This window comes from Gordonia spumicola (genome assembly GCF_009932475.1).
In the GTDB taxonomy this organism is placed as follows: domain Bacteria; phylum Actinomycetota; class Actinomycetes; order Mycobacteriales; family Mycobacteriaceae; genus Gordonia; species Gordonia spumicola.
The window spans coordinates 384882-411374 of sequence record NZ_BJOV01000001.1; the positions used below are offsets into that span (position 1 = coordinate 384882).

The 26493-nt window shown below is 68.7% G+C and carries 34 protein-coding genes; 23 read left to right on the forward strand and 11 right to left on the reverse strand.

Annotated elements, in window-relative coordinates; genetic code table 11:
* The first annotated feature begins 38 nt into the window (after positions 1–38).
* Complete coding sequence (locus tag GYB83_RS01780; RefSeq protein ID WP_161893847.1) at positions 39–254, forward strand: MbtH family protein; 216 nt, start codon at positions 39–41, stop codon at positions 252–254.
* A 199-nt stretch (positions 255–453) separates the two neighbouring features.
* Here the strand turns inward: GYB83_RS01780 and GYB83_RS01785 are convergent, their stop codons facing one another.
* Positions 454–1767, reverse strand: coding sequence for an ISL3 family transposase (locus GYB83_RS01785; RefSeq protein ID WP_161893848.1), 1314 nt, complete (start codon positions 1765–1767; stop codon positions 454–456).
* 217 nt (positions 1768–1984) lie between these two features.
* Between GYB83_RS01785 and GYB83_RS01790 the strand changes: the two genes are divergently transcribed.
* The 5 genes from GYB83_RS01790 to GYB83_RS01810 all read left to right on the forward strand — a co-directional run bounded on the left by GYB83_RS01790 (position 1985) and on the right by GYB83_RS01810 (position 6886).
* Entirely contained in the window at positions 1985–2332 is a 348-nt protein-coding gene (locus GYB83_RS01790) for a hypothetical protein (protein ID WP_161893849.1), read from the forward strand.
* 56 nt (positions 2333–2388) lie between these two features.
* Positions 2389–3627 carry an ATP-binding protein gene (locus GYB83_RS01795; RefSeq protein ID WP_161893850.1) on the forward strand — a complete coding sequence of 413 codons (1239 nt, stop codon included), beginning with the start codon at positions 2389–2391 and terminating at the stop codon, positions 3625–3627.
* Entirely contained in the window at positions 3624–4679 is a 1056-nt protein-coding gene (locus GYB83_RS01800) for a hypothetical protein (RefSeq protein ID WP_161893851.1), read from the forward strand. The genes GYB83_RS01795 and GYB83_RS01800 overlap by 4 nt, the downstream gene beginning before the upstream one ends.
* Entirely contained in the window at positions 4676–5842 is a 1167-nt protein-coding gene (locus GYB83_RS01805) for a sensor histidine kinase (RefSeq protein WP_161893852.1), read from the forward strand. The genes GYB83_RS01800 and GYB83_RS01805 overlap by 4 nt, the downstream gene beginning before the upstream one ends.
* Before the next feature lie 291 nt (positions 5843–6133).
* Complete coding sequence (locus tag GYB83_RS01810; RefSeq protein WP_161893853.1) at positions 6134–6886, forward strand: hypothetical protein; 753 nt, start codon at positions 6134–6136, stop codon at positions 6884–6886.
* A gap of 54 nt (positions 6887–6940) precedes the next feature.
* Here the strand turns inward: GYB83_RS01810 and GYB83_RS01815 are convergent, their stop codons facing one another.
* Complete coding sequence (locus GYB83_RS01815; RefSeq protein WP_161893854.1) at positions 6941–7447, reverse strand: MTB12 C-terminal domain-containing protein; 507 nt, start codon at positions 7445–7447, stop codon at positions 6941–6943.
* Between the two features lie 37 nt (positions 7448–7484).
* Entirely contained in the window at positions 7485–8240 is a 756-nt protein-coding gene (locus tag GYB83_RS01820; RefSeq protein WP_161893855.1) for an acetoacetate decarboxylase family protein, read from the reverse strand.
* A 184-nt stretch (positions 8241–8424) separates the two neighbouring features.
* Here GYB83_RS01820 and GYB83_RS01825 point away from each other — a divergent pair, with 184 nt between their 5' ends.
* Positions 8425–9078, forward strand: a complete 654-nt coding sequence (locus tag GYB83_RS01825) for a LuxR C-terminal-related transcriptional regulator (RefSeq protein ID WP_161893856.1) — start codon at positions 8425–8427, stop codon at positions 9076–9078.
* A gap of 18 nt (positions 9079–9096) precedes the next feature.
* Here GYB83_RS01825 and GYB83_RS01830 read toward each other — a convergent pair whose 3' ends face one another.
* A complete protein-coding gene (locus GYB83_RS01830) occupies positions 9097–9549 on the reverse strand; it encodes an SRPBCC family protein (protein WP_161893857.1) in 453 nt (150 codons plus the stop codon).
* 172 nt (positions 9550–9721) lie between these two features.
* Here GYB83_RS01830 and GYB83_RS01835 point away from each other — a divergent pair, with 172 nt between their 5' ends.
* The 9 genes from GYB83_RS01835 (at position 9722) to GYB83_RS01875 (ending at position 15934) form a co-directional block, all read left to right on the forward strand.
* The gene (locus tag GYB83_RS01835) at positions 9722–10060 is read left to right on the forward strand and encodes a response regulator transcription factor (RefSeq protein ID WP_161893858.1); all 339 of its coding nucleotides are present in this window, start codon (positions 9722–9724) and stop codon (positions 10058–10060) included.
* A gap of 124 nt (positions 10061–10184) precedes the next feature.
* Positions 10185–11294, forward strand: coding sequence for a sensor histidine kinase (locus tag GYB83_RS01840; protein ID WP_161893859.1), 1110 nt, complete (start codon positions 10185–10187; stop codon positions 11292–11294).
* Positions 11291–12355: a DUF8320 family protein gene (locus GYB83_RS01845; protein WP_161893860.1), complete on the forward strand. Its 1065-nt coding sequence runs from the start codon at positions 11291–11293 to the stop codon at positions 12353–12355. Before GYB83_RS01840 ends, GYB83_RS01845 begins: the two co-directional genes overlap by 4 nt.
* A 190-nt stretch (positions 12356–12545) precedes the next feature.
* Positions 12546–12914, forward strand: coding sequence for a 50S ribosomal protein L14 (gene rplN / locus GYB83_RS01850; RefSeq protein WP_008375974.1), 369 nt, complete (start codon positions 12546–12548; stop codon positions 12912–12914).
* Positions 12915–12917: 3 nt separating this feature from the next.
* Entirely contained in the window at positions 12918–13235 is a 318-nt protein-coding gene (gene rplX / locus GYB83_RS01855) for a 50S ribosomal protein L24 (protein ID WP_161893861.1), read from the forward strand.
* Positions 13236–13237: 2 nt separating this feature from the next.
* Complete coding sequence (gene rplE, locus GYB83_RS01860) at positions 13238–13816, forward strand: 50S ribosomal protein L5 (protein ID WP_008375972.1); 579 nt, start codon at positions 13238–13240, stop codon at positions 13814–13816.
* A 1-nt stretch (position 13817) separates the two neighbouring features.
* Complete coding sequence (locus GYB83_RS01865; protein WP_161893862.1) at positions 13818–14003, forward strand: type Z 30S ribosomal protein S14; 186 nt, start codon at positions 13818–13820, stop codon at positions 14001–14003.
* Positions 14004–14201: 198 nt separating this feature from the next.
* On the forward strand, positions 14202–15065 hold the full coding sequence (locus tag GYB83_RS01870) for a glycosyltransferase family 2 protein (RefSeq protein WP_228461121.1): 864 nt from the start codon (positions 14202–14204) through the stop codon (positions 15063–15065).
* A gap of 17 nt (positions 15066–15082) precedes the next feature.
* Entirely contained in the window at positions 15083–15934 is an 852-nt protein-coding gene (locus GYB83_RS01875; RefSeq protein ID WP_161893864.1) for a glycosyltransferase family 2 protein, read from the forward strand.
* Here the strand turns inward: GYB83_RS01875 and GYB83_RS01880 are convergent.
* Positions 15924–17273: a wax ester/triacylglycerol synthase domain-containing protein gene (locus tag GYB83_RS01880; RefSeq protein WP_161893865.1), complete on the reverse strand. Its 1350-nt coding sequence runs from the start codon at positions 17271–17273 to the stop codon at positions 15924–15926. The two genes, GYB83_RS01875 and GYB83_RS01880, sit on opposite strands and share 11 nt — an antisense overlap.
* Positions 17274–17441: 168 nt before the next feature.
* On the opposite strand from GYB83_RS01880, the gene GYB83_RS01885 reads away from it, so the two are divergent.
* Genes GYB83_RS01885 through moaA form a run of 3 tightly spaced genes read left to right on the forward strand, consistent with a single transcriptional unit; the run spans position 17442 to position 19347 of the window.
* Entirely contained in the window at positions 17442–17927 is a 486-nt protein-coding gene (locus GYB83_RS01885; protein ID WP_161893866.1) for a MogA/MoaB family molybdenum cofactor biosynthesis protein, read from the forward strand.
* On the forward strand, positions 17924–18352 hold the full coding sequence (locus GYB83_RS01890) for a molybdenum cofactor biosynthesis protein MoaE (protein ID WP_161893867.1): 429 nt from the start codon (positions 17924–17926) through the stop codon (positions 18350–18352). The genes GYB83_RS01885 and GYB83_RS01890 overlap by 4 nt, the downstream gene beginning before the upstream one ends.
* Positions 18349–19347, forward strand: a complete 999-nt coding sequence (moaA, locus tag GYB83_RS01895) for a GTP 3',8-cyclase MoaA (RefSeq protein WP_161893868.1) — start codon at positions 18349–18351, stop codon at positions 19345–19347. The genes GYB83_RS01890 and moaA overlap by 4 nt, the downstream gene beginning before the upstream one ends.
* Positions 19348–19425: 78 nt before the next feature.
* Here moaA and GYB83_RS01900 read toward each other — a convergent pair whose 3' ends face one another.
* From GYB83_RS01900 to GYB83_RS01920, 5 genes are read right to left on the reverse strand one after another with little or no spacing between them, the layout of a single operon-like run.
* The gene (locus tag GYB83_RS01900; RefSeq protein ID WP_161893869.1) at positions 19426–19662 is read right to left on the reverse strand and encodes a MoaD/ThiS family protein; all 237 of its coding nucleotides are present in this window, start codon (positions 19660–19662) and stop codon (positions 19426–19428) included.
* A complete protein-coding gene (locus GYB83_RS01905) occupies positions 19659–19898 on the reverse strand; it encodes a DUF6457 domain-containing protein (RefSeq protein ID WP_161893870.1) in 240 nt (79 codons plus the stop codon). The genes GYB83_RS01900 and GYB83_RS01905 overlap by 4 nt, the downstream gene beginning before the upstream one ends.
* Positions 19899–19924: 26 nt before the next feature.
* Positions 19925–20485 (reverse strand): molybdenum cofactor guanylyltransferase, encoded by a 561-nt coding sequence (gene mobA / locus GYB83_RS01910; RefSeq protein ID WP_161893871.1) that lies wholly within the window; start codon positions 20483–20485, stop codon positions 19925–19927.
* Positions 20482–20952 carry a cyclic pyranopterin monophosphate synthase MoaC gene (gene moaC / locus GYB83_RS01915; RefSeq protein ID WP_161893872.1) on the reverse strand — a complete coding sequence of 157 codons (471 nt, stop codon included), beginning with the start codon at positions 20950–20952 and terminating at the stop codon, positions 20482–20484. The genes mobA and moaC overlap by 4 nt, the downstream gene beginning before the upstream one ends.
* Positions 20949–22151: a molybdopterin molybdotransferase MoeA gene (locus GYB83_RS01920; protein ID WP_161893873.1), complete on the reverse strand. Its 1203-nt coding sequence runs from the start codon at positions 22149–22151 to the stop codon at positions 20949–20951. The genes moaC and GYB83_RS01920 overlap by 4 nt, the downstream gene beginning before the upstream one ends.
* 100 nt (positions 22152–22251) lie before the next feature.
* Here GYB83_RS01920 and GYB83_RS01925 point away from each other — a divergent pair, with 100 nt between their 5' ends.
* Genes GYB83_RS01925 through GYB83_RS01940 form a run of 4 tightly spaced genes read left to right on the forward strand, consistent with a single transcriptional unit; the run spans position 22252 to position 25245 of the window.
* Positions 22252–22656, forward strand: coding sequence for a TOBE domain-containing protein (locus GYB83_RS01925; protein ID WP_161893874.1), 405 nt, complete (start codon positions 22252–22254; stop codon positions 22654–22656).
* The gene (gene modA / locus GYB83_RS01930; RefSeq protein ID WP_161893875.1) at positions 22653–23408 is read left to right on the forward strand and encodes a molybdate ABC transporter substrate-binding protein; all 756 of its coding nucleotides are present in this window, start codon (positions 22653–22655) and stop codon (positions 23406–23408) included. Before GYB83_RS01925 ends, modA begins: the two co-directional genes overlap by 4 nt.
* The gene (gene modB / locus GYB83_RS01935) at positions 23405–24196 is read left to right on the forward strand and encodes a molybdate ABC transporter permease subunit (RefSeq protein WP_161893876.1); all 792 of its coding nucleotides are present in this window, start codon (positions 23405–23407) and stop codon (positions 24194–24196) included. Before modA ends, modB begins: the two co-directional genes overlap by 4 nt.
* Positions 24193–25245 (forward strand): sulfate/molybdate ABC transporter ATP-binding protein, encoded by a 1053-nt coding sequence (locus GYB83_RS01940; protein WP_161893877.1) that lies wholly within the window; start codon positions 24193–24195, stop codon positions 25243–25245. Before modB ends, GYB83_RS01940 begins: the two co-directional genes overlap by 4 nt.
* Here GYB83_RS01940 and GYB83_RS01945 read toward each other — a convergent pair.
* Entirely contained in the window at positions 25196–26419 is a 1224-nt protein-coding gene (locus GYB83_RS01945; protein WP_161893878.1) for an MFS transporter, read from the reverse strand. The genes GYB83_RS01940 and GYB83_RS01945 overlap by 50 nt on opposite strands.
* Positions 26420–26493: the final 74 nt, after the last annotated feature.

Here is a 26493-nt window from a genome sequence, read left to right on the forward strand (position 1 = left end):
ACAGACGACGCATGACGCGTCACGAGAGAGGACAAGACATGACCAACCCGTTCGACGACGAAGACGGCCGTTTCTACGTTCTGGTGAACGCCGAGAACCAGCATTCGCTGTGGCCGACGTTCGCAGACATCCCCGCGGGCTGGGAGAAGGTGTTCGGCGAGGATTCGCGAGCGGCCTGCCTGGAGTACGTGGAGAAGAACTGGACCGATCTGCGTCCGCAGAGCCTCATCGACGCGATGAATGCGGAAAAGTAGCTGGCGGACTGTCGGCCGTTCGTGTGAGTGATGAAGATCTCACTTTGATCACGGGTGTGTAATCGTCCGTTCGGAGGGTGGTATTCGTGCTGGTCGCGCGGTTCACTGGAATCTGACAACGCACATGGCACGAATGCCGCCCGGATCAGGCACGTATCAGCCCTAGCCCTTACCTGCCAGTTAAGTGGCTCTTCGGATTTCAGAGTGCGTTGATCCGTTCGGCGAGCTGACCTGAGTGCAGTAGGGACCGCAAGATGTAGTGGTCGAGGTTGCGGAAGCCTTGGGCAATTCCGCGCAGGTGTTCGAGGCGACCGTTGATCGCTTCGACGGGACCGTTGGAGACGCCGACGTCGAAGTAGGCGAGGATCTCCGCGCGTCGGTTCCAGAGTGTCCGCCCGAGTTGAGCGAGTTCTTCCAGCCCAGGCGGTAGGCCTTTCTGGATCCGTTTGAGGGCCTTCCACATCAGTTTCTTGCCCTCGCGGCGTTGCGGGTGCTCGTAGGCGGCGATGATCTGCAAGTAGATCTGGTGCGTGACCTCGACCGCGACGTGCTCATCTCGGCTGGTCAACGCCTCGAACAGCCGGACCTTCTGTTTGCCGGTCAGCAGTTCGGTCCGGGTGTGCAGGATCCGGCGCACCATGTAGAGCGGGTCACCGGCCCTGCCTCGGTGCCCGCACGTGTCCTGCTGGACTCGGGTGCGGCAGCGGTCGAGTTTCTCCCCGGCCAGACGTACAACGTGGAACGGGTCCATCACGATCCGCGCCGCCGGGAGTTCTTCGGCAGTGGCGGTCTTGTAGCCGGTGAACCCGTCCATCGCCACGACCTTCACCCGATCCCGAAACCGTTGGTCACGCCCGCCCATCCACGTCTTGAGGACCATCTTCGATCGGCCGGCGATCATATCGAGCAGACGCGCCGGCCCAGTCCCCTCAACGACGGGGGTCAGGTCGATCAGAACCGTCACCCACCCCGAATCGCCTTGCCCGCGAACGTGTTTCCACTTGTGCTCATCCACCCCGAGATGCCGTACACCGGCCAGGTGCCCGCCGTCGTAGACCAGAGCCCGAGCTGACTCGACCGCGACGGTGTTGACCGTGGCCCAGTCGATCCCGAGCTGTGCGGCGACCGCGGCGACGCTCATCTTGTCGATCGCGATGCGTTGCAGGATCCACCGCCCGGTGCGGCGGGTCATCACCGCTCGGGGCGCCGTGATCGTGGTGATGTCGGCACGAAACACCGACCTCGAACAGTCGACAGTGCTGCACACGAACCGCGGGACCGCCACATGCAGCAGCACCGGCCGCCCCGCGGCCGGGACATCAGTGAGGACCCGATCAACATGGTCACGCCGCTGACCAGCAACATCGCAGCCAGGACAGCGCGGATCAGGGTCGAGGATCTGGCAGAAGATGTGAGTCCGGTCGTCGATGTCGACGGCCGCTCCAATGATCGTGACGCCGAGTTCGACGGTTCGGCAGATCATGTCAGCAGCAGGGCACGTAGGCTCGTTCATGGGTCCTGTGGTCGTGAGGAAGATCGTTGAGGAACCTTCATTCTCACACCCAGGACCCGCCTACATGTTGTGGTCGTACGTGCTCGACCCGAACCTCATCTACGCACTCTTAGATCCGAAGAGCCAGTTAAGTTACGCTTCCGTATACCAGGTGAAACAGCGTCTCACCAGCCAAAACGGTTGGCAGGGGCTAACCGACCCATCGGAGGACCAAGCGATGAACACAATCGCACAGCGTGGCCGCGAACAGTGGATCGCTGACCTCTGCCTGCACATCGCAGACCGCGCCGAGACCGCGGGATGGATGGTGGCGGTGCGTCACGCCGGCGATTCGGTCACCTTCGACGCGCTCGTGGTCGCCATCAACGACTACCGCCGCGTCGTCGGCGCGCACGGAATGTCCAGCGAATCCGCGATCACCGCGGCACTCTGCGCCTCGCTGCCCGGGCTCCTGGCACTCCCTCCCGCAGAGCAAGCGCGCGCCCTCGCCGAGATCATCGGATGGCTGGGACGCGACGTTCCGCAGACCACGGTCGGACGCCCCGCACTCCGCTCGGTCTCCTGAGGCTCCTCGGCACCCGTAACGCCCATGCGTGCGCGGATGCGTGAAATCATCGGGGCATGACCCGTACGGCGCGACCCGCGGCCGCAGTGCCCGGTCCGCACGTCCTCCGCCCCCGTGACCGCACGGCGATCGAGACGCTCCAAACGGTCGGGGCGGGTGCCATCGGTGCGGGCTGCCTGTTCTACCTCTTCTCGGCCGCCGGCTCGTTCAGCGCGTTCGGCGACCTCGTCGACGCGTGGTGGCTGCCGCTGAGCATCGCGTCCGTCGTAGCCAGCGCCCTCGGACTCATCGCGGTCGCGGCCTCCGCGCGCCCCGATCTGCTCGGTCGGGCGGCGCTCGCATGCGCGGCCGCGTACCTGCTGGTGATGGGCACGTGGTTCCTCGCGTGGAACGACCGTGCCGCGGTCCTCGAAGCGGGCAGTCCGACGACCGCGGTGTGGATCACCATGATCCCCGAACTCGCCAGCATCGCTCTCATGGTCGGCGGCCGACCCGTCGTCGCCGTGGTGAACCTCGTCGCGGCCGGCGCCCTCAGCGAGATGGTCGCCGCGCTGGCGGTGAACGGGATGCTCGACGAGAAGTTCATCGTTCAGGCGTTCTGGTCGGTCGCCTTCGGCGGCGTGTACCTGCTGTTCGCGGCGGCCGCGGTGGCCTTCGCCCGACGCCTCGACTCCGCCAGGGCAGCGACCGTGGCGACGGCGCGTCATCGCGAGCACGAAGACCTCCACGACGTCGACCGGCGCCGTCTCGACGCCCTCGTCCACGATCGGATCATCGCGTTCCTGCTCGCCTTGTCGCCGGGGGAACCCGAACCGTCCGTACGGGCGGCGGCGTCCGGCGTCATCGACGAGCTCGACCACTGGTGGGACCCGAGCGCGGGTCCGTCCGAATCGCTCGACGGCCGCGAGATCGTCCAGCGGCTCCGGACGATGGTCTCGTCCCTCGGCGACGCCGTCGTCGTCCGCGGCGACGTCGACCACGCGTCGACCGCCAGGTTCGACGCCGACGTCACCGATGCGCTCCTCGACGCGGCGGCCGAGGCGGTCCGCAACTTCTACCGGCACGCCGGAGTCGGGGCCTCGTGCGTCGTCATCGCGTCGGTGTCCGACGACGCGATCACGGTGACCGTCGCCGATGACGGAGTCGGCTTCGACCCGGCGGCCACCCGCGCGGGACGGCTCGGACTGTCGTTCGGCGTCACCGGACGCATGGGCGCGGTGGCCGGCGGCCGCAGCAGCATCGTCAGCGCCCCCGGTGAAGGCGCCCGCATCCGACTCCGGTGGGACCGCCCGTGAGATGCAACGGAGACTTCGTCGGCACATCGCTCGTCACGCCCGTGGCATCCGTCGTGTTCATCGCGTACTTCGTCGCGCTCGCCGCGCGGACCCTCGTGTACGGCCACTCGGCGGGATTCACGCCCGACGTGTGGACCGGCATGGCGATCGCGTACGCATTGCTCGCCGTCGCGACGGTCCTCGTCGCCACGTCCGCCACCGAGGCGCTCACCGATGCCAGGGCATTCGCGGTCTGCCTCACCGTGGTCGCCGCGGTCGCCGCGGTGTGGGTTGCCGCCGCACGACTGCACAGTGCGACGCTCGGCCCGTTCCAGACCATGTTCTCGACCGCGACCATCGTTCTCGTCGTCCTCCTCTTCCGCGGCCGGATACTGCTCGCATGGACCGCGGTGTGCGCCAACACGGCGCTCGGCGTCCTGCTCGGGCCGATCACCGGGTCGCCGACCTGGCTCAGCGCCGTGCTGCCGCGCGCGAGCTTCACCATGCTGTTCATCGCGACGGGTGCGGCGCTCCTCCTGGAACCGCAGATCCGTGAGCTCCACGCCCTGTCGGCGCGACGACGAGCCGACCGGCGCGGAGTCCAGCAGGTCCGGGACGACAACGAGGCCCGCGACGAACGCATCCGGCGGATCGACGCCCGCGTGCGGCCGCTTCTGACGAAGGTCCTGTCCGGCGGACCGGTCACCGACGACGACGTCACCGACGCCCGACTCATCGAGGCTCGACTGCGCGACGGCATCCGCGGGCGGGCGCTCGACGTGCCGCGTGTTCAGCGGGCCGTCTGGGACGCGCGCCGCAACGGGGTGTCGGTGACGGTGCTCGACGACGGCGGGCTCGCCGGTCTCGACACGTCGAGGGCCGACGCCGTGGTCGACGCGACCGCCCGCGTCCTCGAGGACGAGTTGGCCGGACTCGCCGGGGGCGACGTCGTCGCCCGGATCGCCCCGCCGGGTCGCGACCCGATCGCGACCGTCGGCGTCGTGACCGCGACCGCCCGGCGTCGAGTGGAGATCGCGGGCGACGGCCGCATCGAGCGGGTGGTGCAGACGTGAACGTGTACCGCCTGCGCCGCGCGGCCGCCCTCACCGTGTCGGTCAGCACGCTCCTCGTGCCGCTGATGTCGGTGGTCCCCGCGCTCATCGCGGGCCGCGGCATGACCGAGCGTTGGTGGACCCCGGTGTCGTTCGTCCTCGTCCTCGGCGCCGCGGTCGTGATGCTGGTTGCGGCCTCGTTCGAATCCGGCAAGTCCAGGGCGATGCTGCGGGCCGCGGTGCTGCTCGCGTTCGCGAACATCGTGGTGCTCGTCCTCTGGTTCGCGGCGTGGACACACGTCAGCGTCGAAGGATTCGGGTCGCCGCCCATCTGGGTCGCCAACACCGTCGTGCTCCCCGCCGTCGCGTTGGCGACCCTCGTCCCGATCCGATGGGCGGCCGGCTATCTCGTCGTCGCCCTGGCGTTGCTGTCCGAAGCTCAACAGCACGCCGCGTTCGGCGGATTCGGATACGACGCGGCGCTCAATCAACTGCTGACGGCCTCGCTGATGGGCGTCTTCCTCGCGATGCTGGGAACGTGTGTCGGCATCGCGCACAGCGTCGACGAGACGCGCGCCGCGGTGCTCGTGGAGCGCGTCGAGTCCGCGGCTCGGACGGCACGGGTCGCCGAACGACGCAGGCTCGACGTCGTGCTCCGCGACAAGGTGATCGCCGTGCTCCGCGACATCAGCGTCGGACAGCCGGACGAGCGTCACCGCAGGCAGGCCAGGGCCGTGCTCGACGAACTCGACGGTGTCGGGGTGGAACGACGCGACTGCGCCACCGTGTCCGCGGCCGACGCGGTCGTGCAGCTCCGCGAGTCGGTGATCGCCTTCGGCGACGGACTCCTGGTGGCGATCGACTCCTCCGACGACGCCGTCGACCTCCCCGGCCACGTCGTTGACACGATCGGCGACGCCCTCGTCGAGGCCGTCGGCAACTCGGTGACCCACGCCGGGGCGGCCGCGTCCACCGCGGTCGTCGGGATGGTCTGTGAGGCGGGCATCCGCATCCGCGTGGTCGACGACGGCTGCGGTTTCGACCCCGACCGCATCGCTCCGGACCGGTCGGGCATCGTCGTCGGCATCCGGCAGCGGATGGCCGCCCTTCCCGGCGGCTCGGCCTCGGTGGACGCCGCACCCCTGGACGGGACGATGGTGTCCCTGGAATGGACGCGTTCATGACGACGACGACCGCGGCCGCGATCCCGGTGATGTTCGGCCTGCGCACCCGGCGGCTTCGAGTGATGCTCGGACTGCTGCTCGGCGCCTACGCGTTCGTCCGGCTGACCGCGTTCGGCGAACCGCGCACCGGTGTGCAATGGCTCCTCGAACTCGTCGGCGGAATCGGCCTGGCGACGGCCGTGTACTCGGTCGTCGACGGCCACGAGGATCCGCTGCCGGCTCGCATGACGGCCGTCGACCGGGTCGCTCGCCGCGTCGTGGTGGGCCATCCCCTCCACCGCAGGCGTCTGGGTGCAGCCGGGCGCGGCGCTCGTCGTCTTCGCGGTCGTCGCGGGACTGTTGTCCTTGCGCGGCCGCGCGCGGACGGCATGGGGATGCAGCGTGGTGGTGGTCCTCCTCGCGGCCTTCTGGTCGCTCCAGCACGGCGGCACGCTGGTCGCCGGCGGTCAGCTGACCCTCCGGATAGCGGTGTCGCTGCTGCCGGCCTCCCTGATGGCGGTGCTGATCCGCCCGATGCTGACGCTCACCGGCATCCTCGAGGCGCGGCGCGCGGAGACCGCGCAGGCGGTCGCCGTCACCGCCGCCACCGTGACGGCCCGCGCCGAACAGCTCGAACGGTTCGACGCGGACGTCCGACCGTTCGTCCAGCGCGTCGCCGACGGTGACGAGTTCGACGAGGCCGCCGTCGCCAGGGCCCATCTCCTCGAAGAGGACCTCCGCGACTCGGTCCGAGGCAGAGGCTGGCACACGGACGTCACCAGGGACGCGCTCGCCGCCGCCCGCCTGCGGGGACTGGCGGTCCGTGTGTTCGACGACACCGTCGACGGGGGACTCCTCACCGCAGCCGATCTCGCGGTGCTCCGGGGGCGGCTCATCGAGGTCCTCGGCGCGGTCGGTTCGGGCGCGGTGACCGCCCGCATCCTTCCCGAGGGCCGGGACTACGTGGCCGTCATCACCACCGTCACCGCGGACAGCGTCGAACGCATCGTGTGCCGCCGCCTCGACGGGGCCCTCACCTGGGCCGTCGGCGAGCCCGTCCGCTGACGACGACGCGCCCCGGACCGTCGAGGTCCGGGGCGCGTCGTCGGGCGGTGCGTGTCAGCCGTGCTGGGTCATCATCGACGTCAGCTGGGTGACGGCGTCCGAGGCGACCTTCCAGGTGCCGTCGACCTTCACGAAGTTGAAGGTCATGTCGATCGCGGCGGGCGCGTGCGGCGATTTGACCGCCACGACGGCTGCGGCCTTGTCGCCGTCGACCTTGACGGACTTCACCGTGTAGATGTCCGGGGTGTAGCCGCCCTTGGCCGCGGCCTTGTTGTACTCGACCAGGCTGGTCTTGACCGTCGGGTCGGTGAACTGCACGACGCCGTCGAGCTCGGCCTCGGGGGTGGCCGAGTCGAGTGCCTTGCGGAGGGTGGTCTGAGCCTGCTCGACGGTCAGCTCGGACGCCGCCTGCGTACCCGACGCGGCCGACTCGGCAGCGGTCGTCGAGGTGGCGGAGTCGGAGCTGTCGTCGCTGGAGCAGCCGGTCAGCGCGATCGCGGCGCCGGCCGCGAGAGCGACTGCGGCGACGAGCGGGCGGCGGAAAGTAGTGGAGAAGGTCATACGGGGTCCTTTCGTGTAAGGCGAACCTAACACATGATCAGGCGCGGGCGACGACCACGGCGTCGTCGAATCGCATGGACAAGTCGGCGACCGAACTCGACATGAGCGCGTGTCGTGACAGGCGGAGTCGGCGCAGGTCGTCGGCGATCGGATGATCGCCGAGTCGCAGGGTGGCCCCGCCGAGTCGGGTGCGGGTGCCCGTCGTGGACGTGAGACGCCACGGCGTCCGACGCGTCACGCCGTCGAGTTGCGAGTACGACTGCAGGACTGCCTCCGACGAACTGTCGGGGACGCCGATGCCGCGCCGCACGTCGAGTTCGGCGATCAACCGTCCACCCTCGCTGACCCTGCCCGACTTGACGGCCGCGGAGTGGTCGACGTCGAAGTCGGCGAGGATCTTCGGGAATCCCCAGATGCCGCGTCCGGCCGCGAGGGTGAAGTCGCCGTCGACGGGCAATTCGTGGATGAGCGCGTGCGCGTCGCCTTTGACCAGGGACGACAATGCGCGAAGGGTGGACGTCCGTCCGACTGCCGGGTCTTCCACGAGGAAGCAGACCCCGAACTCGTTGTACGGTCCGAGGTCGCCGTCCACGTAGTCGACGAACACGAGCATGCACATGGTGCGGCCCGGCCGGATCTGCAGCGGGCGGAGGTCGGAGTCGCCGCGTTCGCCGATCGCGCGGCTGACGGCGCTCGTCGACGCCGAGAAGCCCGCCATGAAACAACGTGCGGATCGGATGTCGACGGGCATGGTCACCCGGGTCCCGAGGACGACGTGAGTGGAGTCGGTCATGGGACCGACGGTACGGGTCTGGCGGCGGTGTGAACGACCGATTCGAACTAGTCTCGACCAAGTAGGCACTCGTTGGGACCAAAGTCCCTACCGGTGACCCGAAGGGCGTGGATTGTCGGTGGTTTGGACTACATTTGAACCGTACGTCCGGAGGGGCGCGGCGGAGAGATGAGGGATTTCAGGGATGACAGCGGTGCGTGTCGGGATGGTCGACGACCATCCCTCACCGGTGTGGGGAATCGACAGGATTCTGGAGCCCCACGATGATCTCGACTTCGTGTGCGCAGCGGCCACCGTCACCGAGTTGCTCGCGAAGTCGTCCGATCTCGACGTCGTGATCCTCGACCTGCGACTCAACGACGGAACGACGCCGCGTGAGAACGTCGAGCACCTCGCCGATCTGGGGATCGGGACCCTCGTCTACACGTCGGGCGAGCATCCGGATCTGCTCCGGTCCGCGGCCCGTGCGGGCACCCTCGGCGTGGTCCTCAAATCGGCGGCCGAAGACGAGATCCTGAACGCCGTCCGCACGGCGGGGGCGGGTGAGGAAGTCCTGACGACGGAGTGGGCCGCCGCGATCGACGGCGACCCGAACCTCGACGCCGTCGACCTCAGTCCGCAGCTGCAGCGTGTCCTCACCCTGTATGCGTCGGGCGGCACGTCGATCAGCGTCGGACGCGAACTCGGCGTCGCCGCGGACACCGTCAACGAGTACCTCAAGCGGATCCGCCAGAAGTACGCGGACGCGGGCCGTCCCACCCGCACAAAGCTCGACCTCTTCAAACGCGCCGTCGAAGACGGCTGGCTCCCCATGCCGCATCGCGGCCGCGCGGACTGATCCCTCTCGGGCCTCGGGTCAGCCTCGGGCGGCGTGATCGAGGGCCGAGAGACCCTTCTCGAAGTCCTTGCCGATGGCCTTGTCGAAGAAGAGCGTGCCCGCGATCGACATGAGCAGGTTGCGTGATCCCGACATCGTCCACGTGACGCGCGTGCCGTCGCCCTCGGGCGAGAGCTCGAAGGTTGCGACGTTCTTCGCCGCGAACGGAGCGGTGAACAGCAGGTCGATGACGATGCGGTCGGCGGTTGACGACGTGATCGTCATCGACCCCGCGCCGGCCTTGGAGTTGCCGACCCATTCGTAGACGGCTCCGACACCCGACTCCGCGCCCGAATACGTGCGACGCAGGGCCGGATCGAGGCCCTCCCACGGCGACCACCGCTGCCACTGGCGGAGGTCGTTGATCAGCGGGTGGATCGTCGCTGCGGACGCCGGGATGACGACGGACCGGGAGTTCGAGAACGAGGGCATGCCGCACACGGTAGCGCGGCGAGCCGTCCGACGCATGGGGACCCGTGAACCGGTGTCCCCAGTTCTGGGTCTACCGGTCACTGTCGTGCGTTCATAGGGTTGACGACGAGCCTGGGATCCGATCCTTCCCCGGGCCGACAAACACTCGTCGGGGAGTAGCCAGGAGGTCACGATGACCGTCGTCGACATCGATCCATTCATCTCGTCGGATCGCATTCCGACATCCACACTGCGCGAAGTGGTCGAGGGTGCGCCGTCCCTCGCCGTCGCGACCGGACCGCTCGTCCGACCGTCGCTGTCGACCCGTGAGGTCGAGGTCCTCCTCACGTGGCTGGCGGCGGAGTCCAAGGAGGACGCCGCGGCCCGACTGTTCATCTCGGCGTCCACGGTCAGCACGCATATCTCGCGAATCCGCACGAAGTACGCGGCCGTGACGCGCCCGGCCCCGACCAAGGCGCATCTGCTCGCACGAGCTTTGCAGGACGGTTACACGACACTCGACGTCTGGTGACACCATTCATGGTGTGGTGACCGTACCGACACGTACTCGGCTCCGCCCGCAACCCGCTCCCACGGGTCGCGGGCGGAGCCGTCTGCCTGTCCGGTTGTCCGAGCGGGCCAGGATCCTCGTCGTCATGTCGACGTTCATCGGGGTCGGGTACATCGTGTACGCGCTGATCACCGTGCCGATGATGGTCGCGCAGGCCGCCACCGTCGCATCGTGGTATCCGCCGGTCGGGGTGGCCCTCGTGTTCGGTCCGGGCCTGATGCTCCTGGGCGCGCGCGTGGTCGACGAACCGGTCCGGTGGATCACGGGGTGGGCGCTGGCCTGTCCGGTCTGCGTGGTGCTGGGCGCCGCGCTGTGGGGCGCGTTGCGGGTCGGGACGTCGCCCGACCCGGCCATCTGGATGCTCGACTTCGCGGGGCTGGCCGCCGTCGCCGCCGCGCTCGTCTCCTCGATCCCGAAGACGCTGCCGGTGATCGTGCTGGTGAAGTCGGCCGCAGCCTACGTGGCCGTCGCCCATCAAGACCCGCGCGATGTTCCCGAGATGGCCCGCGAAGCTCTGTTCGGGATCCTCTTCACATCGTTGTTCGTCTGCGCGGCCGTCATGGTGGTGCGGACGGGCACCGATCTGGACAGGTCCCGCTCGGCGGCCGCGGCCGTCGTCGAAGCGCACCTCCGCAACGCCGAACTCGCCCGGTTCGACGGGCTGATCCACGACCACGTGATCTCCACGCTCGTCGCCGCCGGATCGAACCCGGGCGATCCCAGGGTCGCCGACCTCGCGGCGTCCGCGCTCAGCCGCCTCGACGCGCTCGCGGGTGATCCGGCCCCGGAGGACGAGCAGGTGACCGACCGGGAACTGGTGGCCCGTGTCCGCGCCGTCATCGACCCCGGGATCGACACCGTCGTCACCGCCGTCGACGATTCGTCCGGCCTGCTGTTCCCCGCGGTGGTGGTCCGAGCCCTTGCCGAGGCGGCCGGTGAAGCGGTCCGCAACAGTGCGACTCACGCAGGTCCCGGCGCGGAACGGGCGGTGTTGATCACCGTCGGCGCCGAACGCGTGGCGGTGGCCGTCGTCGACGACGGCATCGGGTTCGATCCGGACGCGGTCGCGGTGGACCGACTCGGCCTCGCACTGAGCGTGCGGCGCCGGATGAACGTCCTGGCCGGCGGCCGCGCCGACGTGCAGAGCGCGCCCGGCGCCGGAACCGTGGTCGAAGTGTCGTGGAGCAGGCCGTGAGACGCAGCGCCGATCACCGGCGGTGGTGGCAGTCCGAACCGCGGGAAGACTCGTCGGCCGTCGTCGGCCTGCAATCGGGTTTCGCGATGATCGCGCTGACCGTGGTGTGCACGAGCTTCCTCGCGTTGGGTCTGGTGAGCGGCGGTGTGGAACGGACGTGGCTGTACGTCGCCATGTTCGGCGCGATCGGCGTCGCGGTCGGGTTGCTGTTGCGTGCTCCCGGGACCCCGGTGGTCCGATGGGCGACGGTCACCGCGGTGGCGGCCGAGGTGGTGGCGGCGGTCGCCTTCGTGTGGGCGATCGTTCCGGTGGACCGGGCCGCGATGATGCCGTTCGCCGGCGCGACGGCGGTGATCGGCGCGCTGTTCTGTTTCCGCGGCCGCGTCGGGTCGGCGTGGGTCGCCTTCGCCGTCGTCACGGCGGTCCTCGGCGGCGCGGGGCAACTCCGGGCGGACGGCCTGCACTACCTGGTGGAACCGCAGAGCGGGAACCTCGGGATCCTCGTCATGATGACCGTGTTCGCGGCGATCGTCGGGCCCCGCGCCGAGCAGCTGTTCGCTCTCCGGCGGCAGGCCGGTCGCGAGAACACCGCGTTCGCGGTGCGCGCCATCCGCGATCACGAGCTGGCTCGACTCGACGATCGGGTGCGGCCGCTGCTGCAGCGGATCGCCGACGGTGACCCGCTCGATCCCGTCGAGTGTCGACTCGTCGAATCGCAGCTCCGCGACCGCATCCGGGCGCCCGGCCTGGACGTACCGGTCGTCGCCGACGCGGTGTGGGAGGCACGGGAGCGGGCCGTGCGCGTCCTGCTGCTGGACGACCGGGGCGACCGAGGCGCACTCGCGCGCGTCGACGCTCCGGCCGGTCCGCTGGCGGCGGTGCGCGCGGCGGCCGTCGAGGCCCTTGAATGCGCCGGGCCCGGGGACGACGTGACGGTCCGCCTCCTCCCGGACGGCCGTCGGGTGTTCGCGACGATCACGGTCGCATCCGGCGGGGCGGTCGCCCTGCGCGAGTTCGGGATCGACGGCGCTCCGGTGCGACCGCCACGAATTTGTCCCTGACCGGCACTTTCGCCTACACTTGAGCGGTTGCCTGCGGTGCGTGCACCGCGAACCGACATGCGAACCCATTGGGGTCGATCTGCTTCCGGCGGAGAAATCCCAGGCAGGCGCATATTTTCGGTGGCAACGGACCGTGCGCGTCGGGTCGGAAATCCGGCGGGCATAGAAATCCAGGTCAAGGAGACACTCAGTGATTCAGCAGGAATCCCGCCTGCGCGTCGCCGACAACACCGGTGCGAAGGAAATCCTTTGCATCCGCGTGCTCGGCGGTTCGTCGCGGCGTTACGCAGGCGTTGGCGACGTCATCGTCGCCACCGTCAAGGATGCCGTCCCCGGCGGCAACGTGAAGAAGGGTGAGGTCGTCAAGGCCGTCATCGTTCGCACTGTCAAGGAACGTCGTCGCGCAGACGGCTCGTACATCAAGTTCGACGAGAATGCCGCAGTCATCCTCAAGAACGAGACCGATCCCCGCGGCACCCGCATCTTCGGACCGGTCAGCCGCGAACTCCGCGACAAGCGCTTCATGAAGATCGTGTCGCTCGCACCGGAGGTGATCTGACACATGAAGATCCACAAGGGTGACACCGTCATCGTCATCGCAGGCAAGGACAAGGGCGCCAAGGGCAAGGTCATCGAGGCCTACCCGAAGCGCGACAAGGTCCTCGTCGAGGGCGTGAACCGCATCAAGAAGCACGTCGCCGACTCGGCGAATGAGCGCGGTGCCAGCTCCGGCGGCATCGTGACCCAGGAAGCCGCGATCCACGTCTCGAACGTGATGCTCGTCGACTCCGAGGGCAACCCGACTCGCATCGGCTACCGCCGCGACGAAGAGACCGGCAAGAACGTCCGCATCTCGCGCAAGACCGGGAAGGACATCTGATCATGACCGCATCTGAGAAGGTTCAGCCGCGCCTCAAGCAGCGCTACCGCGCCGAGATCAAGGACTCGCTCAACAGCGAGTTCAACTACGCCAACGTGATGCAGATCCCCGGCGTGGTCAAGGTCGTCGTCAACATGGGTGTCGGTGACGCCGCCCGCGACGCCAAGCTCATCAACGGCGCCGTCGCCGATCTCGCTCTGATCACCGGTCAGCAGCCCGAGATCCGTCGCGCACGCAAGTCGATCGCACAGTTCAAGCTGCGTGAGGGCATGCCGATCGGCGCCCGCACCACGCTGCGCGGTGACCGCATGTGGGAGTTCCTCGACCGCCTCGTGTCGATCGCCCTCCCGCGTATCCGCGACTTCCGCGGCCTGAGCGACCGTCAGTTCGACGGCAACGGCAACTACACGTTCGGCCTGACCGAGCAGTCGATGTTCCACGAGATCAACATCGACAACATCGACCGGCCGCGCGGCATGGACATCACCGTCGTCACCTCGGCCACCAACGACGAGGAAGGCCGCGCACTGCTCCGTGCACTGGGCTTCCCGTTCAAGGACAACAACGCTAAGGACAACTGACATGGCAAAGAAGGCTCTGGTCAACAAGGCCGCCAAGAAGCCGAAGTTCGCCGTGCGTGCCTACACGCGCTGCAACAAGTGCGGTCGCCCGCACTCGGTCTACCGCAAGTTCGGTCTGTGCCGCGTGTGCCTGCGCGACATGGCTCACGCAGGCGAGCTGCCGGGCGTGCAGAAGTCGAGCTGGTGACTTCTCGCGGGTCCCAGTGACTCGCATGTGATTTCCACGACGACCCCGCCTTCGTACCGGAGGCGGGGTCGTCGTATGTTCGCAAGGGGAGTCGTGTGTTCGGCCCCGGATCGGAGGCGGGGAGCCTTCGCGTCGAATAGGCTGATTGCGCCGTATTGAATGAGACCGGGCGGCGATGTTCGGAGGGGAGAGGTGACGGTGCCGACGATTTCAGCGGTCGTTCCGATGTTCAATGAGCACGACCGGATCGAATCCTGCATCAGGGCCCTGCTCGATCAGACGCGTCCGCTCGACGAGATCATCATCGTCGACAACGGCTCGACGGACGGCAGCGCCGATGTCGTCGCCGCGTTGGCCGCTGACGAACCGACGATCCGGATGATCAGCGAGTCCGTGCCCGGCTGCTATGCGGCGCGCGCGTCCGGATACGACGCCGCGGTGTCGGACGTGATCGCACGGACGGACGCCGACTGCCGGGTGGCCCGCGATTGGGCGGAGCGGATCGAGGAGTTCTTCGGCGGGGAGGTCGGAGCCGAGTACGCGGCCGTGACGGGGATCGTCACGCTGTACGACGCGCCTCCGTTCGAGTTCGTCGATCGCCGAGCGCGGTCGGTGCCGGACCGCTTCGCGAACGGCGGTCAGGTGGACGGGCTGCACGGGCTCAATCACGCGATCCGGCGCACGGCGTGGATCGCGGTCCGCGACGACCTCACTCGACGTCAGGACATCTGGGAAGACCTCGACATCGCGATGGCGCTCGGCGAAACGGGCGAACGGGTGTACTTCGAACCCCGGCTCGAAGTCGCGAGCTCCGTCCGCGCACTCCGCAAGTCGCCGTTCGCGAACCGGCACTACGTGACCGGAGGCATCCGGACGGCGCGCGCACGAGGGGACCGTCGCCGGACGCGCGTCATGTACCTCGACGTGCTGTTCCGGACCGTCGGATTCACCGGGATGTGGCTCGTCTTCCGACCGTGGGACGAGCGGACGAAGACATGGAAGCTGAGGAGGCTTCTCCAACCGTTGGACGACGCACGATGGGATGTGACGCAAGAACGATGACTTCGCAGGGATCAGATGTGACATTGAGCCTCGTCATTCCGGTCTACAACGAGGAGGACATCCTCGCGGCCTGTCTGGAGCACGTCGCCGGGCAGGATCGGCCCGTGGACGAGTGCATCGTCGTCGACAACAACTGCACCGACGGGTCGCGCGCGATCGCCGAGTCGTTCAGCGACAGGCTGCCGATCCGGATCGTCGAGGAGTCGCGGCCGGGCGTGTACTGGGCCCGCGAGGCTGGCTTCTCCGCGGCGTCCGGCGACATCCTCGGCAGGATCGACGCCGACACCCGGTTGGAGCCGGAGTGGACGAGCGTGGTCACGGAGTTCCTCGAATCGCAGACCGACGTGGCGGCGATGACGGGTGTCGGGTTCGGCTACGACGCGCCCTTCGCCGAACGCATCCGCACGTCGCTCAAGGCGGCGGCCGAGAAGGCACGCCGGTCGACGGTGGCCGGTCGACGCGCGAACACCGTGTTCGGCGCCAACATGGCCGTGCGCCGACCGGTCTGGAACGAGGTCCGCGAGCGGCAGGTGGAGGCCGCCGGAACGCACGAGGACCACGACCTGTTCTACGCGCTCGACAGCGCGGGCCACGTGGCCTGGCAGCATCCGTCCATGATCGCCGGGGTGTCGGCGCGTCGAATGGCGGCGCCGATCCGGTCGAACGCGGGCTATGCGGCCGCGGCCATTCGCACCGCGTGGCTGCACGGCCGCCGTCGGGAGGCGGTCGTGCAGGCCGTCAAGGCCCCGGGGTTCTTCGTGTCGCTGCTCGTGATGAAGGTCGTGCTCGTCCCGTTCGACCCGAGCGATCGCAGCTGGCGGCCGGGGCGCAACATGTGGGCCGACCGGAAGTCGCCGGTCAACGAGTAGCGGGACGCGCCGCCTCCGACACGGCCGGAACGAGATCGTCGAATCCGCGGCGGAGAGCGTCGAGATACGACTCCAGGTCGACGACGGTCGTGTCGACCGCGACGTTGACCGCGAGGACGTCCCTGATCGAGGTGACCGAGTGATTGGTCGCGTTCGGGTCCTGCCTGAGCAGGCACCCGAAGTTGGCGCGGACCGGACTGTCCACGAGTGTCCAACCGTCGCCGGGCCCCTTCGGCACGCTCGAGACGACGGTCCGCGACGTCGCCGAGCTCCCTCGGCGGGTGTTCAGGGCCCCGGTGAGGCGGGCGAGCGCACCGTACACGAACGGCGGCATGCGCGGGATCGAGGCCAAGACGGCAGCCATCTCGTCGGTGCGGGCCCGTTCGCGCCCGTCGATCACGCCCCGGTGAATGCGGCGCGCACGTTCGGCCACGTCGAGACCGTCGCCGGTCGCCAGGTCCACACCGATCTGCGTCACCCGATTCCGGGCGTCGGGCAGCCCGGCGACGGCGACGGGAACGGCCGCGACGACGCGCGTGGCGGCCGTGCCGAGCTCGGCCGCCACGGTGTCGCCGATGACCGCGAGGACCACGTCGTTCGTGGTCACCGATCCGACCGTGCGGGCATACGACCGCAGCCTCGTCATCGACACGAACACGGTCCCGATCCGCGTCGACGATCGACGATCGTCGGGCCGGTCGGTGAACTCGACAGGCGGGAGATGATCGACGCCGCCGTGCTCTCGGCGCATCCTGCGAACGGCGACGAGCAGCCGAGCGACGTCGTACGCGGCCAGGAGCGGGCGGAGCGGCAACTCGGCCACGGCGCGCACGGTGACCGTCCGACGGCTCAGCGGGAGTTCCGGCCGGGCGGGTGCGCCGCGGGCGGCCGAGAACAACGTCCGACAGATCTCGGTGAGCCCTCGACCGTCCGTCATGGAGTGGTGCGCCTTGACCGCCACCACCGTCGACGGAGTGTCGAACGGTCCGACGCCCCGCACGCCGCGGAACACGTGGATGCTCCACAACGGCCGGTCGAGTGCGAACGGTCGATGGAGGATCTCGTGGAGGGCGGGGAGCAGGGCGTCGAACGTGTCGGCGTGCGCGACGCGGACGTGGTCCGCGGCGTCGAAGTCCGGACACTGCGACCAGAAGGCGTCACCGAGCCAGGCGACCGGTCGGACCATTCGCATCTGCAGCGTGGGCAGCGTGCGGGCACGGTCGGCGAGCCATTCGACGATCGTCTCGGTGCCCACCGCCGACTCGTCGAACGCGTACGCGGTCAGAATGCCGAACTGCTCGCGCGATGCGACGAGGTAGACGGCATCGTGGACTGTCACTCGCTGCACCGGCACTCCCGCTGTAGCCCCCTGTGGCGAGGGTAGTCCGAACAGACGTCGGACGGCGACAGAACTCGTCGACCGACTCGCGGGCGCGCGAAAGGCTGGAGGACGTCGAAGCCGAGGACGACTCACGCACCCGAAACCACGACGTGGCAGGCTGGAGGAGTGGAGACCGAACAACAGCGCGCAACGGTGATCACCGTGTCCGACCGGTCATTCGCCGGCGCCAGGGTGGACCGATCCGGGCCGCTCTGTGCTCAGATCCTCGGGGAATCGGGCTGGGCCGCGACCGTCGTGGTGGTGCCGGACGAAGCCGACGCCATCGCCGACGCGGTGATCGACGCCGTCGACACCGGCTCGACACTCGTCGTCACCACCGGTGGGACCGGGATCGGCCCGCGCGATGTGACACCCGAGGCGACCGCCGGAGTCCTCACCCGCCACCTCCCCGGTGTCGCGGAGGAGATCCGACGTGTCGGCACGGCGAAGCTCCCACACGCCATGTTGTCCCGTGGGTTGGCCGGTATGCGGCACGGTGCACTCGTGGTGAACGTCGCCGGATCCACCGGTGCTGTCCGCGACGGAATCCCGGTGATCCTGCAGGTCGTGGACCACGCGATCGCACAGGCCTCGGGCGGTGATCACGAGTGATCGTACGAGCCGTCATCAGCGACAGCGACCTCGACGTGACCGCGCACCTCGACGCGGTGAGCGCCCCGGAGGCGGGGGCGGTGAGCCTGTTCGTCGGCACCGTCCGCGACAACGATCCAGACGCCGCCGGGCGCGTGGTGGAACTCGAGTACAGCGCACACCCCGACTCGGAGAAGTTCCTCCGGGCGATAGCCGAACAGGTCGATCGACCGGACATCCGGATCGCCGTCAGTCACCGTGTCGGACGCCTCGCGGTCGGTGGGATCGCGATCGTCGCCGCAGTGTCGTCCGTGCACCGCGCCGAAGCGTTCGACATCGATCGCGACCTCGTCGAACGGGTCAAAGCCGAGCTTCCCATGTGGAAGAAGCAGATCGAACACGACGGTTCGCACACCTGGGTCGGGCTGGGGAGCGTCTCACCATGACGGCGGCCCTCGTCGACACCTTCGGCCGAGTCCATCGTGACCTGCGGATCTCCTTGACCGACAAGTGCAATCTCCGCTGCACCTATTGCATGCCTGCGGAAGGCGTCCCGTGGATTCCGCGTCCCGAACTGCTCACCACGGACGAGATCATTCGGCTCGCCGAGGTGTTCGCCGGCCTCGGCATCGCGGAAGTGCGCCTCACCGGCGGTGAACCGCTCCTGCGGCCCGACGTCGTCGACATCGTGCGTCGCCTGGCGGCCATCGAGGGGAACGACGGGCCGCTCCGCGTGTCCATCACCACCAACGGCATAGGCCTCGCTCGTCTCGCGGGCCCACTCGCCGATGCGGGACTGGAACGATTCAACATCAGTCTCGACACCTTGCGCGCCGACCGGTTCGCCGCCCTCACCCGACGCGACCGCCTCGACGATGTGCTCGCCGGAATCGACGGGGCCGGAGCGACCGGACTGCGGCCGTTGAAGATCAACACTGTCGCCATGCACGGCGTCAACGACGACGAACTCGTCGACCTCGTCCGCTTCGCTCGCGACCACGATGCGCAGCTGCGATTCATTGAACAGATGCCGCTCGACGCCGGACACGTGTGGTCGCGGGTCGACATGGTGACCGGCGCCGACATCCTGGCGGCGTTGGGCGCCGAGTTCGCGCTCGACGAATGCGCGGGACGCGGCGCCGATCCCGCCCAGGTGTACACGGTCGACGGCGGTCCGACGACGGTCGGCGTGATCGCATCGGTCACCGCGCCGTTCTGCGGGTCGTGCGACCGCGTCCGGCTCACCGCGGACGGCCAACTCCGCAACTGCCTGTTCGCGCGGGAAGAATCCGACCTCCGCGGACTCCTGCGTTCCGGCGCCGACAACACGGCGATCGCGGATTCCATCCGAGCCTCGATCGTCGGAAAGGCCGCCGGGCACGGCATCGACGAACGCGGATTCACTCAGCCGGACCGTCCCATGTCGGCCATCGGCGGCTGAGGAGTGTCAGGCGGGACCCACGTGCAATTAAGGGGTGAATCGGTGTCGCGTGGTGACACCGATTCACCCCTTAAGCCTCTAACCGCCGGCGAACGGGGGGAGGACGTCGACCGTGGAGTTCGGGGACGCGACGGTGGCGTCCTTCGCGAGGACACCGTCGACGAGAAGCGAACAGTAGCCGAGGACGCGGGCGAACTCGGCGCCGTGCTGATCGACCAGCGCGGACTTCAACACGGCGACGCTCACCCCGCCGTCGACGGTCTGTTCGGTACGGCCTGCGGCCTCTGCCGCGCCGGCGAAGAACCTGACGATCATCGCTCGGCGATCGCGGCATCGACACGAGCCGCGGCTTCGGCCGCGGGGAGCCCGGCCGCCACGGCCAGGCCGATGAGATAGGTGGTGATCGGGGCCGCGGGGCGAAGCACGCCGTGAGCCACGTCGCGGGTCACGTCCAGGAGCAACTCGGTGGGGACGTCGACGTCGTCCCCGAGTCCCAAGGCGGGCGCGACGACGGCGACCCAACGATCCAATTCGGGCGGGTACGTGCTCATCTGTTGAAACCTACCCGCCCCGGAACTCACTCGCCCCGGAACCCATTCGCGAGGCGTACGTCGTCCCAGGTGTCCACGTCGAATGAGGCGTTCGCGGCGTCGGGCACCGGCCGCAGGGCCAGACCGCCGACGAGCGCGCGCATCGACGCGTCCCGTTCCGACGACAGGTCGGCCAACGCGGTGCGGAGCGATGCCGTCCGATACCGGCCGGCGAGCCACTGCGCGCGTCCGTCGGCGTCGGCGAGGATCACCCCGTCGAACGAGTCGAGTGGTACGTCGCGCAGCTGGGAGACGATGAACGACGCGCGCGGGAGGTCGCAGGCGAGCAGCCACACCTCGTCGTCGTCCACGCTGTGGAGCGCGGCGGCGATCCCGGCGACGGGACCACCGAACGGCGGATCTTCGCGGACCACGCGCACGCCGGGTCGTGCGACCGTCTCCGGCCCGACCGCGATGACCCGATCCATCCCGGCGACCGCGGCCAGAACGGTGTCGATCAACGACCGCCCGGCGATCTCCACACCGGCCTTGTCGACGCCGCCCAGGCGGGCCGCGCGTCCACCGGCCAGGATGATCGCGGTGGTCATCGAGACCAGTCGCCGCTCTTGCCGCCGGTCTTGCGGAGCAGCCGGATGTTCTCGATCTCGACGGACTTGTCGAGTCCCTTCACCATGTCGACCACTGCCAACGCGGCGACACTCACCGCGGTGAGCGCCTCCATTTCGACGCCCGTCCGGTCCGCGGTTCGGACGGTCGCGCTCACCCGCACCCCGTCGTCGACGACGGTCACGTCGACGACGGCCCCGTGGACACCGATCACGTGTGCGAGCGGCAGCAGGTCCGGCGTTCGCTTGGCCGCCGCGATCCCCGCGATCCGTGCCACCGCCAGGACGTCGCCCTTGGGGACGGTCCCGTCGCGGAGAGCCGAGACGATCGTCGAAGAGCACCGCACGAAACCTTCGGCCGTCGCGCTCCGCACGGTCGGAGCCTTCTCGGTGACGTCGACCATCCGGGCCTGTCCGCCCTCGTCGAGGTGGGTGAACGATCCTGTCATCGAATCTCCATAACGGTAACCAGATCACCGGCGTTCACCTGTGAGACGTCGGCGGGGACAAGAGCCAATGCCGTCGCCTGGGCAAGCGACATCACCAGGTGCGATCCACTGCCGCCGTGGGTGGCGGGGCGGACGGTGTCGTCGACGATGATCGCGGGCATCACCTGCATGCGGTCGGCGCGAGCCTTCCAGCCGACCCCCGCCGGGACCGTGCGGCGCGGGCGTTCGATATCGAGGAATCCGGCGAGTCGCCGCAGCGCGGGGCGAACGAACATCTCGAAACTCACGGCGACGCTCACCGGATTGCCCGGCAGGCAGAACACCGGAATGCCCGACGGGGTGAGCCCGAACCCTTGCGGCTTCCCCGGCTGCATCGCGACCGACGTGAACTCGATACTGCCCACCCCGTTCAACACCGCCTTGACCACGTCGAACGCGCCGACACTCGCACCGCCGGTCAGGATGATCGCATCGACTGCCGGGGCGACCAGCGCGGCCGCCAACGCCTCGTTGTCGTCGGCGACGGTCGTCGTCCACTCCACCTCGGCGCCTGCCTCGGTGACGGCCGCCGCGAGGAGCACGGAATTCGACTCGGGGATCTGTCCGCGCCGTGGAGTGGCGGACGGGCTGACGAGTTCCGAGCCCGTCGAGATCACCGCGACTCGCGGGCGTGCGAACACCGGGATCCGCTCGTGACCGGCCGACGCGATCGACGACAACTGCCACGGACCCAACACCGTGCCCGATGGCACGGCGATCGAACCGGCGGGAGCGTCCTCGCCCGCTCGACGGATGTGTGCATGCGGTCGGGGTTCTTCGGTGATGGTGATCGTCTCGGGTGCGTTCGCCCGAACCCGTGTTCCCTCGGTCGTGTGTTCCAGTGGGACGATCGCGTCCGCGTCGCTCGGCACCGCGGCGCCCGTCATGATTCGGGCCGCTTCGCCCGCACCTATTCGCGGATCGTCGGCGCTGCCGGCGGGAATGTCGGCCACCACCCGCAGTGTCGCGCCGACCTTCGCGTCCGCGTGGTGCACCGCGTATCCGTCCATACCGGAGTTGTCGAAGTGGGGAACGGGGAAGCGGCTGGCGACGTCGGCTGCCAGGACACGACCGGCACTGCTGTTCAGGGCCCGCTCGGTGATCGTCGGGGCCGGGATTGATGCGAGGATCCGCGCCAGATGCTCCTCCACACTGATCATCCTCAAACCCTAACCCGGCGGTGGTCTCGGAGCCTCGACGCGCTGAGTTACGAGACGCAAGGGGCGCGATTGTCCTCATGTGCGGGTAGATTCATCGAATATGACCGCATATCGGGTTCGCGAAGCTGCCGAGTTGGTCGGCGTCAGCGATGACACCTTTCGACGATGGATCGATCAGGGGCGCATCGCGGCTGCCAGGGACCACACGGGACGAACCGTCGTCGACGGCGGTGACCTCGCTCGACTCCTCGAGACGGACGACTCCGCAGCGGCCGATCCCATCCAACGCTCCACGAGTGCCCGGAATCGGTTCGTCGGCATCGTGACGCGCATTCACTCCGATCCCGTGATGAGCCAGGTGGAACTGCGAAGCGGACCGCACCGCGTCGTGTCCCTCATGTCCACCGAGGCCGTCGAGGAACTCGGCCTCGTCGTCGGGTCGCAGGCCACCGCAACCGTCAAGGCGACAGCCGTCGTCGTGGAGACCAGACAGGACAATCGATGAAGCGCGCGCTCGCACCCCTCCTCGCTCTGCTGCTCGTCGTGACCGGCTGCGCAGCCGACAACGACTCGAACGACAAGGCGGCCCCGATCACGGTGTTCGCCGCGGCGTCGTTGCAGCGCGCGTTCGACGATCTCGCGAAGCAGTTCACCGAAGCGAACCCGCAGTACCGCGTCGCGCCGATCGTGTACGACGGTTCGCAGGCGCTTGCCACGCAGATCGTCGACGGCGCGGACGTCGACGTGATCGCGTTCGCCGACCAGTCGAGCTTGGAGCCCGTGACGAAGGCCGGAATCACCGACGCGGGCACCGTGTTCGCCACCAACACACTGCAGATCGCGGTGGCGCCGGGGAATCCCAAGCACATCATGAGCCTCGCCGACCTGCAGCGCCCGGACGTCACAACCGTCCTGTGCGCGCCGGAAGTGCCGTGCGGCAAGGCCGCCAAGAAGCTCCTGTCGAGCGCCGGGGTGACCGTCCAGCCCGCCAGCGAAGAAACCAATGTGACGTCCGTGGTGAAGCGGATCCAATCCGGCGAAGCCGATGCGGGCCTCGTCTACCGGACGGATGTCGCCGCGTCCGACGGTGCGCTCGACGGCATCACCCCGACCGGGGTCACCCTGCCGGTGAACAGGTACCCGATCGCGGTGTCGAAGAAGGCGCAGTCGCCGGATGCGGCGGCCGCGTTCAGTGCGTTCGTGCTGTCGCCCGCGGGCCGGAAGATTCTGGCGGGTTACGGTTTCGGCGCGCCGTGACAGCGCTCCCCAAGGCGCTCTACGTTCCGGCATGCCTCGCATTGGCGCTGCTGGTGACTCCGATCATCGGTCTCGTCAGCAGGGTGCGGTGGGACACGCTGTCCACGGATCTCTTCTCGTCGGCGTCGTTGACGGCCCTGTGGTTGTCGATGGCGACGGCGGCATGCGCGACGGCCGTGTGCGTGGTGCTGGGAACACCGCTCGCGGTGGTCATCGCGAAGGCTCCGGTTCGGTGGGCGTCGGTGCTGCGGGCCATCGTGCTGGTGCCGCTGGTGTTGCCGCCGATGGTCGGCGGACTGGCGTTGCTCGCACTGCTCGGCCGTTCCGGTCTCGTGGGCAAGCCGGTCTTCGAGGCGACCGGCTACAGTCTCCCGTACACGACGGCCGCCGTGGTGGTCGCGCAGAGTTTCGTGGCGATGCCGTTCTTCGTGATCGCGGTCGAGGGCGCACTGCGGTCCGCCGATGGCGGGTACGAACAGATCGCGGCGACGCTCGGAGCACGACGATGGACGGTCTTGCGGAGGATCACGTTGCCGTTGGTGATCCCGGGACTCGCCGCGGGAGCGGCGCTGTCGTTCGCTCGGGCCCTCGGCGAGTTCGGTGCGACCGCACTGTTCGCGGGGAACGCGCCCGGCGTCACCCGGACCATGCCGTTGGCGATCTACACCGCCTTCAACGGGGTCGGGGTGACGCAGGATTCGGCGGTCGCGCTGTCGCTCCTCCTGTTGGTGAGCACCGCGGTGATCGTCCTCGGCTTGCGGTCGTGGCGGCAGGACGCGATCCGATGAGCAGGGAACTCGTCGCCACACTGGAGGTGAAGCGCGCCGCGTTCACCGTCGCGGTCGACATTGCCGTGCCCAGCGGTGGCTGCGTCGCGCTGCTCGGCCCGAACGGGTCGGGCAAGTCCACGGTTCTCGGTGCGTTGGCCGGTCTCGTCCCGCTCACCGCCGGCGCGGTCAGAGTGGGCGATCGAGTCCTCGACGGTGACGCCCACATGCCGCCGGATCGGCGCCGCGTGACCCTGCTGGAGCAGAAGCCGAGACTGTTTCCGCACCTGTCGGTGGCCGACAACATCGCGTTCGGGCCGATCGCCCAGGGGACGCCCCGGCGGGAGGCGCTGGCCCTCGCTCGGGAATGGCTTCGCCGAATCGGCCTCTCCGATGTGGGGAGACGGCGCCCGGAGCGGCTTTCGGGCGGCCAGCAGCAGAGGGTGGCGATCGCGCGCGCACTCGCCGCGGAACCCGATGTTCTGCTGCTCGACGAACCGTTCGCCGCGCTCGACGCGACCAGCGCGCCGATCATTCGGCGTCTCCTCGCGGACGAGCTCTCCCGCACCGGAACGACGTGTGTGCTGGTGACCCACGACCTGTCGGACGCGTGGCAGTGGGCGAGCCGATGCATCGTGTTGGACGCGGGACGAGTCGTGGAGGACGCCGCCCCCGCACATATCGTGGCGTCGCCCGCGACCCCGTTCAGCGCGGCTCTGGCCGGGTACTCGGTGATCCACGGTCGGTGGGCGGACGGCACGGTGATCACGGACGATCACGTGATTCCCGGGGACGCGGGCGGGGACGTCCGCGACGGCGACCCGGTGTTCGGCGCGGTCGCACCGCGAGACGTCGGATTCGGTGAATCCGGAGTGGTCGCCGATCGTGTGCGCGCGGTCTCCGTGCGGGCCGGGCGCGCCTATGTCGAAGGCGAGAGCGGACTCGTCGCCGAAGCCCCGGTGACCGTGGACCTGCCGACGGCGGGGCAGTCCGTGTGGCTCACCCCGCACCGGATGATCGTCAGACGCGCGAGCGTTCAGCCTCGCTCTTCGGAATCACGAACAGCGTGAACAACGTGGCCGCGGCCGCGAAAGCGACGAGCAACGCCAGCCCGATCGTGTAGGAGTGCGTGTCGGCGTCGTACGACGCGCCCATCACGAGCGGCGGGAAGAACCCGCCAAGGCCGCCCGCCGCGCCGACCAGACCGGTGACGGCTCCGACCCGTGCGGGTGGAGCCGCTATCGCCACCCAGGCGAACACCGAGCCCGAACCCATGCCCATCATGATCGCCATCAGAATGAAGTCGGTGGCGGCGAGACCGCTTCCGATGTCGGGTTTGGTGATCATCCAGACCGCGAGCAGAGCCGCGCCGCCACAGGAGACGGCGGTGACTATGCGGGGCCCGAACTTGTCGGACAGCATGCCGCCGACCGGCCGGGCGATGACCGCGGCGACCGCGAACCCGGCGGTGCGAGCGCCCGCGGACTTCAGGTCATGAATGTCGTACACATCGTTCAGATACGTCGGCAAGTACGTGGAGAACGCGACGAAGCCGCCGAACGCCGCCGCGTACAGGAAAGCCATCTGCCAGGTGACGGGCAGTTTCAACGCGTCGACCAACTTCGGCACGGCGGGTTCGGTGTTCGGCGTCCAACTCGGTGCGTCGCGCATGAACAGCCAGCAGAGCACGGCGACCGCGACCAGCGCGACGGCTACCAACAGATGCGTCGGGAAGTAGCCGAACCAGTCTTTGAAGCGGGGAGTGAAGAACGCCGACAGCGCGGTGCCGCCCATGCCCGCGCCGAACACGCCCGTCGCGAAGCCGCGGCGCGACGGCTCGAACCAGCCGCTGACGAACGGGATGCCCGCGGCGAAACTGGTGCCGGCGATGCCGAGGAAGAACCCGACCACCAGCATGAACGGGTACGACTTCAGGTTCCCCGCGACCGCGATCAGGATCACGAACGGCGCGGACATCAGCAGCAACGCGGTGAACATCACGCGGCCGCCGTACCTCGGCGTCAACACGCCGACAACGATGCGGCCGAGCGAACCGACGAGGATGGGGACGGCGACGAGGACCGACTTCTGGGTCGAGTCCAGGCCCATCTGGCCGTCGCTCGCGTAGAACACACCGAGTGGAGCGACGAGATTCCACGCCCAGAAACTGATCGCGAACGCGACGGTCGCGAGGATGAGATTCCGGGTCTGATCGGACTTGTCGATGGCGGTCGGGGCGGTCATTCAGTCACGATCCTTCACTCCGATCGGATCCCAGCCGCGTCGGCTCGGGGCGTTGCCCGGCATCGGTCGGGCGT